Source organism: Streptomyces sp. NBC_00376, assembly GCF_036077095.1.
Taxonomy (GTDB): Bacteria; Actinomycetota; Actinomycetes; order Streptomycetales; family Streptomycetaceae; genus Streptomyces.
In genome coordinates, this window is record NZ_CP107960.1 from 1,587,037 (window position 1) to 1,601,869 (window position 14,833).

Consider the following 14,833-nt stretch of genomic DNA (forward strand, 5'->3'; position numbering starts at 1 on the left):
GATGCACAGGGTCGGCCCGTCATGGTCCGCCCGCTCCTCCCACCCGGTGAACTGCTCGCGGACGAACATCAGAAGGTTCGACCAGTCGTCACGAGCTGGCTCCCCCGCCTCGCGCGCATGGGCCATGGCGTAGCCGGTGAGCTTGAGCTGCCGGGTCAGAGTGCGGACGCCAGCCACGACGGCGCGGTCGCCGGCAGTCACGGTTGCGAGATCGAGGTCTTGCAGAGCTTGGTCGACAACCCGGACGACGCCAGAGAAGGGTCCGTCGTCAAGGTAGATCCGCTGGATCTGCTGGAAGCGTCCGGCGGCCTTGAGTGCCTGCTCGAAGTCGTCACGGATGAACTGGTCGCCGAAGAGGTCGGCTGTTCGGTCAGGGACATTGAGCATGAGCGTTTCCGTCCTTTTGACCCCGCGCCGTCCAACAGGCCACGCGGGTCGGACGGTTAGCGGCCCACCCTGCCCCCAACCGATGACACCTTCCCCTCACTGTCCGATCACAAATACGTCACACCAGGAGTAAGTGCCTCACCCGGCAGCGAGGCCCGGTTACGGTCATTCCTTCATGAACCACCCTTGGGGGGACAACTTGAACACCCGCACAGTTACTGCCGTGCTCGCTTGCCTGACCATCGCGACCCTGGTGGGCTGCGACCCGGCCACCACTGCCCAGCAGCCCGCCACTCCGCCACCTTCCCCTTCCGCCCCCGCCTCGGGCACGGCACAGCCAGAGAAGGACGACAGCAAGCCTGTCGAGCGCGCAACGGTCGCGAACTTCGTCGGCATGGGTTTGCAGTCCGCACAGGACAAGGCGCAGGCCGACGGCTTCCATCTCCTGACATCCCACGACAGTGCTGGCCGCGACCGCATGCAGGCCTTCGACAGGAACTGGAAGGTCTGCTCCCAGAACCAGACGCCAGGGAAGAACATCCCGGTCGACACCAAACTCGACTTCGGAGCGGTGAAACTCGAGGAATCCTGCCCGTCCAAGGACGAGAAGGAGCCTGCTCTGGCCGGAAACACCATGCCCAACTTTGCCGGCAAGTCCGTCAAGGCGGCGCGAGGAGCCCTCGATTCGGGTGCATCGATCACGGTCGCTGACGCCAGCGAAGACCGCATGGTCCTGATGGAGAGCAACTGGAAGATCTGCACCCAGGACCCGAAGGCCGGCGCCCCACTCAACGGGCAACCAGTCGAATTCACTGCGGTCAAGTTCGACGAGTCCTGCCCGTAGGCGACAGGAACGCCCCTCCCGCCGGAGCGAGAGGGGCGTTGTCACTCGGACGCGTCGTCGAGCGGCGGGATGTCGGGTTCGAGGAACAGCCCGGCGTACTGCGGCACCGGCTGCCTCTCGGAAAGTCCGAGGCCGACTTCGACCTCGCAGCCCTGATTGACGCCATTGCCGCGGCGCACCAGTCCACGCCGCTCGGCTGACCCAGGACACACGAAACCGCCCTCTGCCTGGCCGAAGCCGGAACTGGGGGCGGTGTGAGGTGCATGTCTTTTGGGTTGACACGGCCATAGAGATACCGGGCTGGTTGTCCACGGAGGGGGAGCTTGGTGAGCACGGAGCAGTGGTCCAGACTCGTTTATATCGCTCTTGCGGTGGCGTCGACTGCAGCGTGGATGTGGTTGGCAATTGCCTTGTCTAGAGGTTAGCTGGCCCCTTTTCTGGGGCGCGTAACCTGATCCCGGACACACGAAACTGCCCCTGCCCGGCCGTAGCCGGAACAGGGGGCATCCATCACTCGGGTTCGTCGTCGAGGGGTGGGATGTCAGGCTCGACGAACAGCCCGGCATACTGCGGCACCGGCTGCTCCTCGACAAGTCCGAGGTCGACGAGCGTCTCCATATCTGCGGCGCTGCCGTCCACGCGCCGCTGTACCTGCTGCGGCGGAAATTCAGTCATCAAGTCTCCTGTACATCGAGGTTGCCGCCAGAGCGCCGAGGCCGAGGAGGCTGCGGGACTGGTCCGGCGTCGGAGTGGCGGCGCCAGTACGGCGGCACACCAGGGCATCCGGATCATCCGGCGGGGCTTGGAGAGAGTAACCGTCCGGGCAGGCATGCCCGGACCTGCCGTCCTTGCCGCGGGAGTTCTAGACCCCCGCCGCGATGGGATGCACCATTCACACAAGCTGGAGCCCTCGCCTCACGGCGGGGGCTCCACCGCGTCCTGGCCACCCCGCACCGCGTTGTTCTGGGCATGGACTCCTATCCCCCGGTCACCGGCACGTACCCATCCGACCCGCGGCTTCCGCTACTGACCGCGGACGAGGCGCGCGAGGTGGTCAGCCTGCTGCGTCACTTCGCCGACGACAGCGCCGAGGGACAGGCGGCCGGGGACCTGACGGCGGATCTCGCCCGCAGGCTGCCTACGGAGTGACACGGCTCGTCCGGCGGATCAGTCGCTCGTGACGGCCAGCCGTCGTGGGCGGCTATTGCGGTCGGTTTCATTGGCTTACGCTGCCCACCACTCTGATGCAATGGGGGGCCGGCCAGTGCATATGACCACTACTGATTCACCAATGACGGGGCGTGAGGCAGCGCTGAGTCGGATGGTCTGGGGGCTGAGGCCCGGACTCTTGCTCAGGCTTATTCCGACCTTGCGGCGACAGCCACGAGTCAAGGGGCTGACGCGGTCATTGCGGTGCGTTTCGTCGCGAACGTCAGATACGCACACGAGCGTGGGTCTCTTGTCTGGCGAGTCGATCGAAACCCAGACGGTCTACCAGGGGTACGGCACCGCTGTCCGGTACTCCTGACGCGCCTTGCAGCTTCCACTCGTCGCCGAGGCATCCGACGGACCTAGCGCACATGACAGCGCCCCCGCACCGCCGAACCGGTACGGGGGCGCTTCGTTGTCATGCTTTCGGGAAGTCCCTGGATTTGATCTTCGCCATCCGTCCGTCGGGGTTGTGCCAGACGATGCCTTCGCATCCGTCGACCGCTGCCAGGGCCAGCACAGTGCTACGGATCCCCTCGAATGTCAGCTCTGGCACTGAGACGTGCTGCGCCGCAGCGTGCTCGACGAGCCGGTGAACGTCGCCGCCCTCGGGATTTCCGTTCACCTTCGGGCCGATCAGCTCGAAGGTCCCGGCGGTCCACTTGCTCGACCCGGCCGCCTGTAGGGCCTCTGCGTGGAACTTCGCGAACGATGACTGGCCGATTGGTTCCCAGCCGATGGTCCTGCCCGTCTCGGTGTCGACGGAGAGGGCCATGTAGTTCGGCGGTTCCGGCTTGCGGGGCTTCACTTCGCGACGCGCCCACCACTTGCCTGCCTCGTCGAGCATCACGCAGGTGCCGTCGTACTTGCGGGTGGCCTGCCCTTCGCCTGTGAGCACCCATTCGCAGCCGGGGGTCACCCTGGGCAGGACGTGCGCGGGATTGTTGTCGAAGTCGCGGACGAACACGGTGGGAATCTTCTGCATTCCGGGATCCTGTCGGTTGACTGGCTTGCGTGCATCGGAATTTCGTTCACGCCGCGATCCGGTGGTCGTCGAGCGGCAGGTCCATCAACTCGCTGTGCCCGTACTGCTCGCCGCATCGGGGGTATCGGCAGCCGGGGGTGTCCAGAGTGATGCGGAGGACGGCGCCGCAGGGGCAGGCGACGGGCACGGTGCGCGGCCGGCGCTCCCCCGACACCTGGGCCTCACATTGGCGGCGGATCAGCGACACCTCGCGGGCGAACTCATCGATCGCGGGGTGATTGGCAGCGGCCCATTCGAGGTTGAACCTGAGCGTCCGGACGGCGTGGTCGAGGCGCTGCTGCAGCGTCCCGGCTTCGCACACCTCGGCCCGTCCGTGTTCGCGCCAGTCCCACACCCACGTTTCGAGCGGGCCGAGAACGGGCCCACCGGCGGTCATGAGGTTGAGGATCTCCAGACGGACCGGTACGGGGGCTGTGCGGCTACCGGAGACCGCCGGGCCACCCGTTCCCTGCCCTTAGGGCCAGCTGGGCGCTCAGGCGGGCGTACAGGCCGTTCGACCCGGCCAGAGCCCGCAGGTGTTCGTCGATGCGGTCGGTGCATGGGTTGCAGGCGTACCGGCCGAGCTCGTCGGCGTACAGGCCACGGTTGCAGATGAGGCATTCGGCGGACTCGTTCACGGCTGCTCCTTGCGGGCGTGCGGTGGGACGGGGCGGGGCGGCCGACCGGGTGGGGTCCGGCCGACCGGTCATGCGGTCGTGCGGCGGGTCATGCGGTGGGCTGCTGCTCGTCGAGGGCGGCGAGGGTGTCACGGGCCTGCTGGACGGCCTGGACGCGGACCGAGGCGGCGATGGTGAGGCCGCACGGACGCCGCACGCGTTCGATGGCGGCCTCGGCGCCTCGGTATCGGTCGGCGAGGTGGTCGACGGCCCGCTCGGCCTTCTCTGCCCGCGCGTGCGGCTGGTCGAGGGCGTCGCCGGTGAGGTTGTCGAGCGCGATGCGGCCGGTCATCGGGTCGGACTCCTGTGTAGCTTTCGGGCATGGGGTGTATCTCGTGGCTGGTGATGCCGGTTTGCGTGGCGGCAGGGATTGGGCTGTTGGCGGCGGTGGTGCCGATGGCCTGGTGGGGTTCGGACTGGCGAGACGCGGCAACTCGCGGATGTGCTGCCGCCTCCATGGCGTTCGGTGGTGCGTTTGGCCAGGCATGGCGTGATCGGCGGTTGGCGCTGAAACGGGGTAAGTAGGCCAACAGGTCATCGGGGCGGCTGCGCGCCGGTCCGCTGCTCAATGGCTCTGTCGAAGGCGCCGATACCGGAGCAGAGGCTTATCGCGGCGGAATGGGTCGGTGGGTGCATCAGAGGCTCCAGAGGGTTGGCTGCATGGGCCGTAACTCGATTTCGGCCTGTCCGGGCATCGGCCCGTCGTCGGCGGTTGGCCCCGTCCGGGCCCCTGCGCGCCCGCGTGACGGCCTCGGAGGGGTGTCCGCGCCGCCCCGGAGACGTTGGTGGGGCTCACGCGGCCGGAGACGGGCGCAGAGGCGGAACCGGGGGGCACCGGGCGCGTCATACCGCCTCGCCGTCGTCGCCACCCACTGGCATCGGGCCCTTGATCCGGCGGAACTCCAGCTCGGACGCGCCGGCCTGGTAGCCCTGGCAGTCGGCGAGGGAACCGCGGCAGGACCGGCATTGCGCGGACTCGAACCAGGTGCCCCGGTTGCAGTCGGCGCAGCGGGTGAGCCAGAGGGTGCGGGGGCGCGTGGACGACCAGTTGGGGTGTCCGCCGTGGCGTCGGCTGACCCTGGCCATCGCCCGGTGGTTGATGTCGTCGGCGTCGCCGAACTGCGGGTCAGTCCACGGGTCGTAGGGCCTGGGCGGATGCCCGATGACGACAAGTTCGCCGCCGGGCCAGTCGCAGGTCCAGGCGCAGATCTCGCAGTCGCAGGCCAGGGACTCCCCGAACTCGATAGCCTTCTCGACCCTCGGTACCCCGGTGCCCTTGACCTCCAGCCAGGCTCCGATGTCGGGGAGGCGGAAGGCGGGGATGTACGTGGCGCCGGACGGAAGGGCGACCCTTTCGGGTTCGTACTCCCACCGGATGTTCAGGGTGTCGAGAGTGGCGGCCCAGGACGCTTCGAGGGCGGACCGGAACGTGGTGTCCGCGTACCAGGCGGGAAGCGCTTCAACAGTCATATCGCCGCCGTGGGCGCCGGGCTGGCCGGGAACATGGCCCGCGCGCACGACCTGCTGATGGAGGGTGCGTTCTACTGCTTCGCCTGCGAGGGCGGTGTGCCAGTCGTTCTGGATGTTCACCAGATCGCTCCTGTCGCTGAGTAGCCGGTGTACTGGTCGGCGTCGATGGGCTTGTACGCGGTCCACGGCCACTTTTCGCCCTGCTTGATGGACTGGGGCCAGTCACGCTCGTCCCGCATGCCGCGCCGGGCAACGACGCGCCTGCCGTGGGCTCCCTCGGTGTTCTCCGCGGACTTCTCGTCCTCGACGGGGCGGAGTCCGAAGCCGAACTCGGGCCGGCGCATCCACAAGGAGGAGCCGAGGGGGCGAAGATTGCGGTGCTGCCCAAATCCGTTGTGGCGCGGGGCGTGGGCTTCCATGAGGACGGCGCAGCGGGCGGTGGATCGGGCGCCCGGAACGCACACGCGGTGTTCGGGCCGGCCGGGTACGTCATCATGTGGACGATGGCGGCGACGGGCATGCGGCCGGCCGAGCTGTACGGCCTCACCCGGGAGTACTGCTACCCGACGTGGCCCGGGTCGGACCTGCGGGTCGATCCTGACGAGGCCGAACGCTACGCCGAGGACGTGGGGCGGTACGGCAAGGGCGAAGGGCTGATGCCTGCGATACGGGTGGAGCGCCGAGTCCAGTACGAAGGCGGCGGGTTGCAGTTCTTCCCACCGAAGTACGAGTCGCTCAGGACTCTTGTGGTGCCCCCGTTCCTCGCCGAGATGCTGGAGCGACTCCTCAAGGAGCATGACTCCCGATGGGTGTTCCCGTCGATCAGCGGGGGCAACTCGCGGTCGGCGAACTTCGACCACAAGTACTGGCGCCCGATCGCTGACGGGGCGAAGGCGGAGGAGGGGCCGCGCTGGCCCGGTGAGCGTCTGGCCCTGCCGGGAGTTCCTGCGTTCACGGGGAAGCGTCTGTACCTGATCCGGCATGGGGCGAAATCCTGGCTCGACGAGGACGGGCACAGCCGGTTCGCGGTCGAGTCCCGAATGGGTCACGAAGTTCCGGGCGTTGAGGGCGTGTACTCAAGCGTGACGGTTCCGATGGAGCGTGCCATCATGAAAACGCTGCAGGAGCGGTGGGAGTCGGTGCCCGGCCGCATGGGAGACGCAGACACGCGGCCTGTCGTTCGAGTGCTGAATCCGAAGCGGGCGCCCGCTCGCGCGCCTCCGCGCGCGCCGCTTACCACCGCCCCGGCACGGTTCCGGCGGAAAAAGGGGTGGAGGCGAGGCGATCCGGGCTGGTAGCTTCGCGATCATGTCCAGCCCCGAGTCCGACAGAGGCTAGCCACCGGTCCGCCGGTGGCTGATCCGCCGTCGAATCGCTCCCGTGACGCCGAGTACCGGCCCGGGGCGATTCCCACCGGCCGCCGCCGCAGGACCCCCGCTGTGTGGGCTGCGCTCCTCCCTCCGCGCTCGTGAACCGCTCCCGGTGCACCGCGCGCGGATCCTCCGGCTCCGGCGCCTGCCGCGTAGCCGGTCACGTCCCTGAGCACCTCGGACGTTCTTCCGCGCCGCCGGTCACGTCCCTGAGTACCCCGGACGTTCTTCCGCGTCGCCGCCTGTCATGACGGGCGGGTGCGGGCCCACACCCCTTGCCTGGTCCATCCGTCAGTCGTCCATGGGGTTCCTTCATGCCATTCGCCGTCTACGCGCTCGGGCTCGCCGTCTTCGCCCAGGGCACATCCGAATTCATGCTGTCCGGGCTGGTCTCGGACATCGCCGCCGACCTGCACGTCTCCATTCCCGCCGCAGGGCTGCTGACCTCGGCCTTCGCAATCGGGATGATCGTCGGGGCGCCGCTGATGGCGCTCTTCAGCCGGAACTGGCCCCGCCGCCGCGCCCTGGTGTTCTTCCTCTGCGTCTTCAGCGCCGTCCATGTCGTCGGCGCGCTCACGCCCGGTTACGGGCTGCTCCTCGCGACGCGGGTCGTCGGGGCGCTGGCCAATGCGGGCTTCTGGGCGGTGGCCCTGGTGACCGCGGTCTCCATGGTCGGGCCCGAGGCCCGCGCCCGCGCCACCTCGGTGGTGGTCGGGGGCGTCACCATCGCCTGTGTCGCCGGGGTGCCCGCCGGTGCGGCGCTGGGCGGGCACTGGGGGTGGCGATCGGCGTTCTGGGCCGTGGCCCTGGTCTCCGTACCGGCCGTCCTCGTGATCGCCAGGACCGTTCCGGCGGGGCGTCCCGAGTCCGCCCCCGCCCCTGCGAGCGTCGAGCTGCGGACCCTGACCGGTCCGCGGCTGCTGCTGACCCTGCTGACCAGCGCCCTGGTGCAGGGGGCGACGTTCTGCGCGTTCTCCTACGTCGAGCCGCTCGCCACCCGTGTCACCGGGCTCACCGCGGCCTGGGTGCCCGGTCTGCTGGCGCTGTTCGGGCTGGGCTCTTTCATCGGCGTCACGGCCGCCGGCCGGCTCGTCGATCTGCGGCCGGTCGCCTTCACCGCGGCCGGTCTGGTGGCACTGGCGGTCGGCTGGACCGGGTTCGCGCTGATGGCGGGCAGCCCGTTCGCGACGGTGGCGCTCGTCCTCGTCCAGGGGATGCTGGCGTTCGGTACCGGTACCGCGCTGATCTCGTGGGTGTTCCGGCTGGCGGCCGACGCACCGACGCTGTCCGGCTCGTTCGCCACGGCCGCGTTCAATGTGGGTGGCGCGCTCGGCCCCTGGCTGGGCGGGCTGGCGATCGGCGCGGGGTTCGGCTTCCGGTCTCCGTTGTGGGTGAGCGCCCTGCTGATGGTCCTGGCGCTGGGCACCGCCGGGGCGTCACTGGGCATGCGCCGCACCGCCGCCGCCTGACCGGCGGCGATGGATGGAGCCCCGCCCGGCGCTGAACGGGCGGGGCCGTCCTGTTCACAGCAAGCAGCCAGCAAGCGGAATAAGGACAGGAACCACGCTAACGGCCACCACTGACAACGGATCCTCAGATACTGAGGTCCACGACCACCGGGGCGTGGTCGGACGCACCCTTGCCCTTGCGCTCCTCGCGGTCCACATAGCTGTCCTCGACCGCCGCGACGAAGGGCGCGTTGCCGTAGACCAGGTCGATCCGCATGCCCTTGTTCTTCGGGAAGCGCAGCTCCCGGTAGTCCCAGAAGGTGTACGGGCGGTCGTACTTGAGCGGGCGCGGCATGACGTCCGACAGCCCCTCCTCACGCAGCGCGGCGAGGGCGGCGCGCTCGGCGGGGGTGACATGCGTGGCGCCCTCGAACAGGGCCGGGTCCCAGACGTCCTCGTCGGTCGGGGCCACGTTGAAGTCGCCCAGCACCGCGAACGGCTGCGAGCCCGCGGCGTCCGCGGCGACTGCCTTCTGCAGGGCCTCGAACCAGCGCAGCTTGTACGCGTAGTGCGCGTGCTCGACCTCGCGGCCGTTGGGCACGTAGACCGACCAGACCCGGACCGGGCCGCAGGTCGCGGAGATCGCCCGCGGCTCCTGCGCCCCCTCGTATTCCGGGCCGTCCGGCAGTCCCGTGACGACGTCGGACAGCCCGACGCGGGAGACCAGCGCCACGCCGTTCCACCTCCCGGTGGCGTTGACCGCGGACTCGTAGCCGAGCTCGCGGAGCGCGTCCGCCGGGAACTGCTCGGCGGCGCACTTGGTCTCCTGGATGCACAGCACATCCGTGCCGGTGCTCTCCAGCCAGGCCAGCAGCCTCGGGAGCCGGGCGGTGATCGAATTGACGTTCCAGGTGGCGATGCGCATGTACGTAAACCTAGCTGCTGGCACTGACAGCCGCCGGACCGGCGCCGGTCACAGTCCGGTCGATTCCCCCGGGGCCAGCCGGCCGTGGTCCGCGCCGCCGAGGCTGCCGATCTGGTTGTCGTAGACCGGGCGGGCGAGATCGGCGAGCAGCGCGTCGTGGATGTCGATGGCGCGGCGCGGCTTGACCTCGCGTACGTAGTCGATGACCTCGGAGATCTTGTTCCAGGGTGCCATCACCGGGAGCATCAGGGTGTCGACCGGCCGGTCGGGGACGGTGAGCGCGTCGCCCGGGTGGAAGAGTGAACCGTCCACCAGGAAGCCGATGTTGGTGATTCTCGGGATGTCCGGGTGGATCACCGCGTGCAGTTCGCCGTGCACCTGTACGTCGAAGCCCGCCGCGGTGAAGGTGTCGCCGTGGCCGACGGTGTGGACGCGGCCGGGGAAGGCGGCCGTCAGCCGGTCGGCGACGCTGCGCAGGGTCCAGATCTCGGCGGCCGGGTTGGCCTCCATACCGGCGCGCAGCCGTCCCTCGTCGAAGTGGTCGAAGTGCTCGTGCGTCACCAGCATCGCGTCGGCGCCCACGGCCGCGTCCTCCTCCGAGAGGCCGCCCGGGTCGATGACGAGCGTCCGCCCGTCCTTCTCCAGCCGGATGCAGGAGTGCGTCTTCTTGGTCAGTGTCAGGTGCATGGGATTCACGGCGTTCATGTGCCCCATCCTGCTACGGGCGGAGCCGCGTTTCTTCCTGAATCACGGTCTGCGCGACTGTGAAAGCGGCGCCCGCGGCGGGCACCCCGCAGTACACGGCGGTCTGCATCAGCACCTCCTTGATCTCGGCCGGGGTGAGGCCGTTGCGCAGGGCGGCCCGGACGTGCGCGGCCAGGCTCTCCAGACGGCCGGAGGCGACCAGCGCGGTGAGCGTGACACAGCTGCGGGTCCGGCGGTCCAGCCCCTCCCGGGTCCACACCTCACCCCACGCGTAGCGGGTGACCAGCTCCTGGAAGTCCTCGGTGAAGTCGTCGGAGGCGGCCATGGCCTGGTCCACGTGGGCGTCGCCCAGCACTTCGCGGCGCATCTTCATGCCGCGCTCGTGCGGGTCGGCGCGTCCTGTGGTCCCGGGGTCGGGCTGCGGCGTGGCGGCGGTGATCTCCGCGACGGGCAGCACGGGCGCGGAGAGCTGCGGGATGACGGACGGGGCGGGGATGGCGGCGAGGGTGTCCTGCCAGGCCGAGGAGAAGTGGGTGAGCAGCAGATCGGTGACGGCTCCGGGCTGCTCGACCGGGGCGAGATGGGAGGCGCCGGGTACGAGGGCGAGCCGGGCGTCCGGTATGCCGGCGACCAGGATGCGGGCGTCGCCCGGTCCGGTGACCCGGTCCTCGGCGCCGACGAGGACGAGGGTCGGGACGCCGATGCGGCCGAGTTCGCCGCGCACGTCGAAGGCGGCGAGGGCCTCGCAGGCGGCGATGTAGCAGCCGGGGTCGGTGGTGCGGACCATCTGGACGGCCCAGTCGACGATGGCCGACTGGGCGGCGACGAACCCGGGGGTGAACCAGCGCTCGGGCGCGGTGCGGGCCATCGGCTCCAGACCGTTGGTGCGCACGACCACCCCGCGCTGGCGGAATTCGTCGGCGCTGCCGAACCGGGGCGAGGCAGCGACCAGGGCCAGCGAGGCGACCCGCTGCGGGTGGCGCAGCGCGAGGTCGGCGCCGATCGCACCGCCGATGGAGCAGCCCGCGTACCCGAAGCGCTGGACACCGAGGCCGTCGAGGGTGGCGAGCAGCCGGTCGGAGAGGTCGGCGATGGCGGTGGCGGGGTGGGCGGGCGCGCCGCCGTGGCCCGGGAGGTCGTAGCGGAAGACCCGCCAGTGCTGGGTGAGCTCCGGTATCTGCCGGTCCCACATGTGCCACGAGGTGCCGAGGGAGGGGCCCAGGACCAGGATCGGCGCGTCGTCCGGCCCGTCAAAGCGGTATTGCAGGGTTTCAGTCGTTGTCTCACTCACCCACTCACGCTCCCATAGCGCACGAGATCTCACGTCGCCGGGGGAACCTTGCGGTCTTTGTCCCTGCAACTCGGCGACCGGCCCGGACGCCGCCTGGCGGGTGGAGCCGAGCGGGGCCGGTCCGGCGCCGGCTGAGCAGGATCGGGGAGCTTCGGCGGAAACGAGACCGAGGACGATGTGGCCGTCCTCCGCCGGACAGGCCACGGCCTCACAGACGCTTGCGCTGCCGGCCGGACCGGATTCATCGAGCGCTGCCTCGAAATGATCTGGCGAATCCCGTTGCACGAACAAACCACCCGATTACCGAAAGCGCGGTGAAGTCCCGCACGCAAGCGAGACGCCCCGAGGGAACGGGAAGCGTTGCGGACGTCTCGCAGGCGCTGGGGATTCTCCGGACGAAGGGCCGCACACCGGCCGCTTCGGCGCGGACGCTCTCCGAGATCGGCCGGATCTCGGAGAGCGTCCACATCACAGCAAAAATGAAACATGAGTGCGAATTTAGCTCACAGTTTCGATTCTTTGCCCGCGACAAGATCAGTGGACCCCGCATGGAGATTCAGCGGCGGGCGAGTTCACCATTCCTCCATGATCTTGCCCGAAGCCCTTCTAAGATCCGTGTAAAGGCGGTTCTCCGCATCTCTATGTATTCCCTCACTGGCAGGGCCTCAGGTCCTTCTGAACACTGAGAGCAGGAGATGAAATCAACGAATGAAGAAGTGAAGGGAGCCGCGCCCGGGACGCGTCGGCGGAGGCCGGGCATGCCCGGTCGCCGTACCGTCGGCTCCCTGGCCGCGGTCGCCCTCGGAATCGGCAGTGGCTCGTTAGCCGCGGCGCCCGTGGCGCACTCGCAGGCTGGGGACGGGGCGGTGACGGTCCGGGTGATCCGGGCCGTGGACAACACCGGAGTGTGGACCCCCGCGCTGGAACCGGGCATCGCGGGCGTCAGGGTGACCCTCACCGACGACGCCGGGGCCGGCATCGAGGGGGTCACGGCGGCCGACGGCACCGTGACGCTCACCCCGGCTGCGGACGGGCCCGGCGGCGGCAGGTACCGGGTGCAGGTGGTGAATCCGAAGCCGGGAGTGCTGTTCCCCGCCTTCGCCTCGCGCCAGGGACTGGACGGTGCGCCCAACCGGTTGAGCAGCAACGAGGAGTTCGTCGACCTCTCCGACGGAAAGAACGTGGCGTACACCACCGGGCTGTGGAATCCGGGTGACTACTGCCAGAAGAACGCACCGCTGGTGACGACCTGTCAGCCCGCCACGCGCGAGGGCGGGACCCAGCGCACGCTGGTCTCCTTCCCGTACGACGCGCGCGGCCAGGACGGCGTCGACGTCAACGTCACCGACATCGCCACCGACGCCGAGACCGGCACGCTGTTCGGCATCGCGTGGAACAAGGCCGACAAGCGGGTGTTCTCCTCGGCGCTCGCCAAGCGCACCACGGACTACGGTCCGGGCGGCGCCGGTGGCATCTACGTGACCGACCGCGCGCAGAAGGCGACCACCCTGTTCACCGTCGTCCCGGACGCGGGGACGACAGCGCACGGCCAGGGCACCGACGACGCCTTCCTCACCGCACCCGGCAAGGAGAGCCTGGGCGGCATCAAGATCACCGATGACGGCAAGGACCTGTTCGTCGTCAACCTCAACAACCGCAAGCTCTACCGCTACGACGCCACGGTGGCGACCGCGGCGGCGCCCGAGGCCGTCGCCGCCATCCCGGACCCGGGCTGTCCGGCGGCGGAGGACTGGCGCCCGTTCGGCCTCGGCCTGCATGACGGCGTCGGCTACGTCGGCGGGGTGTGCTCCGGCGAGTCCACCGGGAAGCTGTCGGACCTGCGCGCCGTGGTCATGCCCTTCGACCTCGGCACCGGGGCGTTCCGCAAGCCGGTGCTGGACCAGCCGCTGGACTACCCGCGCCAGTCCACGGTCGGCAGCGGCCCGTGCGACGGCGCGGGCTGGTACCCGTGGACGAGTACCTACCCGGACTCCCAGAACGGCCGTCCGTGTGGCAGCTCCACCATCGCCAACCCCGAACCGGAGTTGGGCGAGATCGACTTCGAGTCCGACGGCTCGATGCTGCTGGCCTTCCGCGACCGCTTCGGCGACCGCGCGCCGGCCGGTCCCACGCCGGGTTCCGTCGCAGTCGTCATGTCGGGCGGTGACCTGAACAAGGCCTGCCAGGCGGACGGCACGTATGTGATGGACACCAACAACGGCTGCGGGCTCTCCCCCCGGGGCACCCGTTTCTTCGACACCAGCTGGGGTGGTCACCGCAACACGGCGTTCGCCGGCATGGCGCTCTCCAAGGTCGAGAACACCATCGCGGTCTCCGCCTTCGACCCCAACCACACCGCTCTCGGGTACGGCACGTCGTTCCTCCAGCGCGACGGCACGCAGGACCCGAAGTTCGGCCTGCGCCTCAACCCGCCGGGTGCTGTGGCCCCGTTCGGCAAGGGCGCCTCGATGGGCGACCTGGAGGTGCTCTGCGACCAGGCCCCGCTCCAGATCGGCAACCGGGTCTGGTACGACCCCGAGCGCAAGGGCATCCAGAACCCGGGCCAGCGCCCGGTCGTGGGCGCGACCGTCAACCTGTACGACGAGTCGGGCAAGCTCGTGGGGACGACCGTGACGACGGCGCGTGGCGAGTACTACTTCGACGACTCCAATGTCACCGGTGGTCTCCAGCCGAGGACCAAGTACACCATCCGCCTCGACAAACCGGCCGACTACGCCGAGGGCGGTCCGCTCCACCAGTGGGTGCCCACGGAAGCGGATGTCGGCGACAACCACTTCGTCGACTCCAAGGGCATCGTCCCGCGTGACGCGCGCTTCCCGGAGCGCGCGCTGACCACCGGCGGGCCCGGCGAGAACGACCACACCTACGACTTCGGCTTCCGGCAACAGGAGGGCGAGCTGCGCCTGGTCAAGCACGACGAGCACGGCAGAGCGCTGGCCCACGCGAAGTTCCAGCTGTGGAAGGAGACGAACGGTTCCGACGAACTGCAGACCACCGGGGAGGACCCGGACACGAAGGTCGGCAAGCCCTGCATCACCCGGACCAACGGCATCTGCCGCGGCAACGGCGTGCCGGGAACGTACTACTGGCAGGAGGTCAGCCCGCCCGCGGGTTACGCCGCACCGGACGAGCCCGTGTTCGGGCCGCTGGTGCTGACCTCCGACAACCTCGACGACGGGGTCTCGGTGACAGCGGTCAACCGACGGCTTCACACCCCCGAGCCGACACCGAAGCCGACGAAGCCGGGGTCGTGGCCGGGTAAACCTGACAAGCCGGATTGGCCGGAGGCTCCGGGCGCGGGCGCACCGGGCAAACCCGGCCACACCTCCCACTGGGGCCTGGCGTCCACGGGTATGAGCCAGGCGGTTCAGCTGGCTCTGGCCGGCTGCGCCGCGCTCACCGGCCTCGGTGCGGCACTGGTCGTACTGATGCGCAGGCGAAGGGCACAGCACCACTAGCCCT

The 14,833-nt window shown here is 69.4% G+C and carries 17 protein-coding genes; 7 read left to right on the forward strand and 10 right to left on the reverse strand.

Going from position 1 to position 14,833, the window contains the following annotated elements:
- The first annotated feature begins 21 nt into the window (after positions 1–21).
- From OG842_RS07240 to OG842_RS07250, 3 genes are all read left to right on the forward strand, one after another.
- Complete coding sequence (locus tag OG842_RS07240; RefSeq protein WP_266728557.1) at positions 22–447, forward strand: hypothetical protein; 426 nt, start codon at positions 22–24, stop codon at positions 445–447.
- A gap of 163 nt (positions 448–610) precedes the next feature.
- Positions 611–1,231, forward strand: coding sequence for a hypothetical protein (locus tag OG842_RS07245; protein WP_266728559.1), 621 nt, complete (start codon positions 611–613; stop codon positions 1,229–1,231).
- Between the two features lie 38 nt (positions 1,232–1,269).
- Complete coding sequence (locus OG842_RS07250) at positions 1,270–1,431, forward strand: hypothetical protein (RefSeq protein WP_266728561.1); 162 nt, start codon at positions 1,270–1,272, stop codon at positions 1,429–1,431.
- Positions 1,432–1,741: 310 nt separating this feature from the next.
- Here OG842_RS07250 and OG842_RS07255 read toward each other — a convergent pair whose 3' ends face one another.
- Positions 1,742–1,906 (reverse strand): hypothetical protein, encoded by a 165-nt coding sequence (locus tag OG842_RS07255; protein WP_266728563.1) that lies wholly within the window; start codon positions 1,904–1,906, stop codon positions 1,742–1,744.
- A gap of 294 nt (positions 1,907–2,200) precedes the next feature.
- Between OG842_RS07255 and OG842_RS07260 the strand changes: the two genes are divergently transcribed.
- Positions 2,201–2,380 carry a hypothetical protein gene (locus tag OG842_RS07260; RefSeq protein ID WP_266728565.1) on the forward strand — a complete coding sequence of 60 codons (180 nt, stop codon included), beginning with the start codon at positions 2,201–2,203 and terminating at the stop codon, positions 2,378–2,380.
- 478 nt (positions 2,381–2,858) lie between these two features.
- On the opposite strand, the gene OG842_RS07265 is transcribed toward OG842_RS07260, so the two are convergent.
- From OG842_RS07265 to OG842_RS07290, 6 genes are all read right to left on the reverse strand, one after another.
- Positions 2,859–3,425 carry an RNA ligase 1 family protein gene (locus OG842_RS07265; RefSeq protein ID WP_328512128.1) on the reverse strand — a complete coding sequence of 189 codons (567 nt, stop codon included), beginning with the start codon at positions 3,423–3,425 and terminating at the stop codon, positions 2,859–2,861.
- Positions 3,426–3,471: 46 nt separating this feature from the next.
- On the reverse strand, positions 3,472–3,861 hold the full coding sequence (locus OG842_RS07270; protein WP_266728569.1) for a hypothetical protein: 390 nt from the start codon (positions 3,859–3,861) through the stop codon (positions 3,472–3,474).
- A gap of 43 nt (positions 3,862–3,904) precedes the next feature.
- Positions 3,905–4,102, reverse strand: a complete 198-nt coding sequence (locus OG842_RS07275; protein ID WP_266728571.1) for a hypothetical protein — start codon at positions 4,100–4,102, stop codon at positions 3,905–3,907.
- Between the two features lie 88 nt (positions 4,103–4,190).
- On the reverse strand, positions 4,191–4,433 hold the full coding sequence (locus tag OG842_RS07280) for a hypothetical protein (RefSeq protein WP_266728572.1): 243 nt from the start codon (positions 4,431–4,433) through the stop codon (positions 4,191–4,193).
- A gap of 551 nt (positions 4,434–4,984) precedes the next feature.
- Positions 4,985–5,731: a hypothetical protein gene (locus OG842_RS07285; RefSeq protein ID WP_266728573.1), complete on the reverse strand. Its 747-nt coding sequence runs from the start codon at positions 5,729–5,731 to the stop codon at positions 4,985–4,987.
- On the reverse strand, positions 5,728–6,030 hold the full coding sequence (locus tag OG842_RS07290; protein WP_266728574.1) for a hypothetical protein: 303 nt from the start codon (positions 6,028–6,030) through the stop codon (positions 5,728–5,730). The genes OG842_RS07285 and OG842_RS07290 overlap by 4 nt, the downstream gene beginning before the upstream one ends.
- A gap of 99 nt (positions 6,031–6,129) precedes the next feature.
- On the opposite strand from OG842_RS07290, the gene OG842_RS07295 reads away from it, so the two are divergent.
- Together OG842_RS07295 and OG842_RS07300 are read left to right on the forward strand one after the other, a co-directional pair.
- Positions 6,130–6,909, forward strand: coding sequence for a hypothetical protein (locus OG842_RS07295; RefSeq protein ID WP_266728575.1), 780 nt, complete (start codon positions 6,130–6,132; stop codon positions 6,907–6,909).
- A gap of 386 nt (positions 6,910–7,295) precedes the next feature.
- Positions 7,296–8,450 (forward strand): Cmx/CmrA family chloramphenicol efflux MFS transporter, encoded by a 1,155-nt coding sequence (locus OG842_RS07300; protein ID WP_266728577.1) that lies wholly within the window; start codon positions 7,296–7,298, stop codon positions 8,448–8,450.
- 124 nt (positions 8,451–8,574) lie between these two features.
- Here OG842_RS07300 and OG842_RS07305 read toward each other — a convergent pair whose 3' ends face one another.
- Genes OG842_RS07305 through pcaDC form a run of 3 tightly spaced genes read right to left on the reverse strand, consistent with a single transcriptional unit; the run spans position 8,575 to position 11,350 of the window.
- Positions 8,575–9,354 (reverse strand): exodeoxyribonuclease III, encoded by a 780-nt coding sequence (locus OG842_RS07305; RefSeq protein ID WP_266728579.1) that lies wholly within the window; start codon positions 9,352–9,354, stop codon positions 8,575–8,577.
- Positions 9,355–9,402: 48 nt separating this feature from the next.
- The gene (locus OG842_RS07310; RefSeq protein WP_266728581.1) at positions 9,403–10,059 is read right to left on the reverse strand and encodes an MBL fold metallo-hydrolase; all 657 of its coding nucleotides are present in this window, start codon (positions 10,057–10,059) and stop codon (positions 9,403–9,405) included.
- A 13-nt stretch (positions 10,060–10,072) separates the two neighbouring features.
- The gene (gene pcaDC / locus OG842_RS07315; RefSeq protein WP_266728583.1) at positions 10,073–11,350 is read right to left on the reverse strand and encodes a bifunctional 3-oxoadipate enol-lactonase/4-carboxymuconolactone decarboxylase PcaDC; all 1,278 of its coding nucleotides are present in this window, start codon (positions 11,348–11,350) and stop codon (positions 10,073–10,075) included.
- Positions 11,351–12,108: 758 nt separating this feature from the next.
- Here pcaDC and OG842_RS07320 point away from each other — a divergent pair.
- Positions 12,109–14,829, forward strand: a complete 2,721-nt coding sequence (locus tag OG842_RS07320) for an SdrD B-like domain-containing protein (RefSeq protein ID WP_266728585.1) — start codon at positions 12,109–12,111, stop codon at positions 14,827–14,829.
- The last annotated feature ends 4 nt before the right edge of the window (positions 14,830–14,833 follow it).

Excerpts from the sequence above, each read along its gene's own strand:
- OG842_RS07240 (WP_266728557.1), top strand. The coding sequence starts at position 22 with ATGGTCCGCCCGCTCCTCCCACCCGGTGAACTGCTCGCGGACGAACAT.
- OG842_RS07255 (WP_266728563.1), bottom strand. The coding sequence starts at position 1,906 with ATGACTGAATTTCCGCCGCAGCAGGTACAGCGGCGCGTGGACGGCAGC.
- OG842_RS07260 (WP_266728565.1), top strand. The coding sequence starts at position 2,201 with ATGGACTCCTATCCCCCGGTCACCGGCACGTACCCATCCGACCCGCGG.
- OG842_RS07265 (WP_328512128.1), bottom strand. The coding sequence starts at position 3,425 with ATGCAGAAGATTCCCACCGTGTTCGTCCGCGACTTCGACAACAATCCC.
- OG842_RS07270 (WP_266728569.1), bottom strand. The coding sequence starts at position 3,861 with ATGACCGCCGGTGGGCCCGTTCTCGGCCCGCTCGAAACGTGGGTGTGG.
- OG842_RS07280 (WP_266728572.1), bottom strand. The coding sequence starts at position 4,433 with ATGACCGGCCGCATCGCGCTCGACAACCTCACCGGCGACGCCCTCGAC.
- OG842_RS07290 (WP_266728574.1), bottom strand. The coding sequence starts at position 6,030 with ATGGAAGCCCACGCCCCGCGCCACAACGGATTTGGGCAGCACCGCAAT.
- OG842_RS07295 (WP_266728575.1), top strand. The coding sequence starts at position 6,130 with ATGCGGCCGGCCGAGCTGTACGGCCTCACCCGGGAGTACTGCTACCCG.
- OG842_RS07300 (WP_266728577.1), top strand. The coding sequence starts at position 7,296 with ATGCCATTCGCCGTCTACGCGCTCGGGCTCGCCGTCTTCGCCCAGGGC.
- OG842_RS07305 (WP_266728579.1), bottom strand. The coding sequence starts at position 9,354 with ATGCGCATCGCCACCTGGAACGTCAATTCGATCACCGCCCGGCTCCCG.
- OG842_RS07310 (WP_266728581.1), bottom strand. The coding sequence starts at position 10,059 with ATGAACGCCGTGAATCCCATGCACCTGACACTGACCAAGAAGACGCAC.
- OG842_RS07320 (WP_266728585.1), top strand. The coding sequence starts at position 12,109 with ATGCCCGGTCGCCGTACCGTCGGCTCCCTGGCCGCGGTCGCCCTCGGA.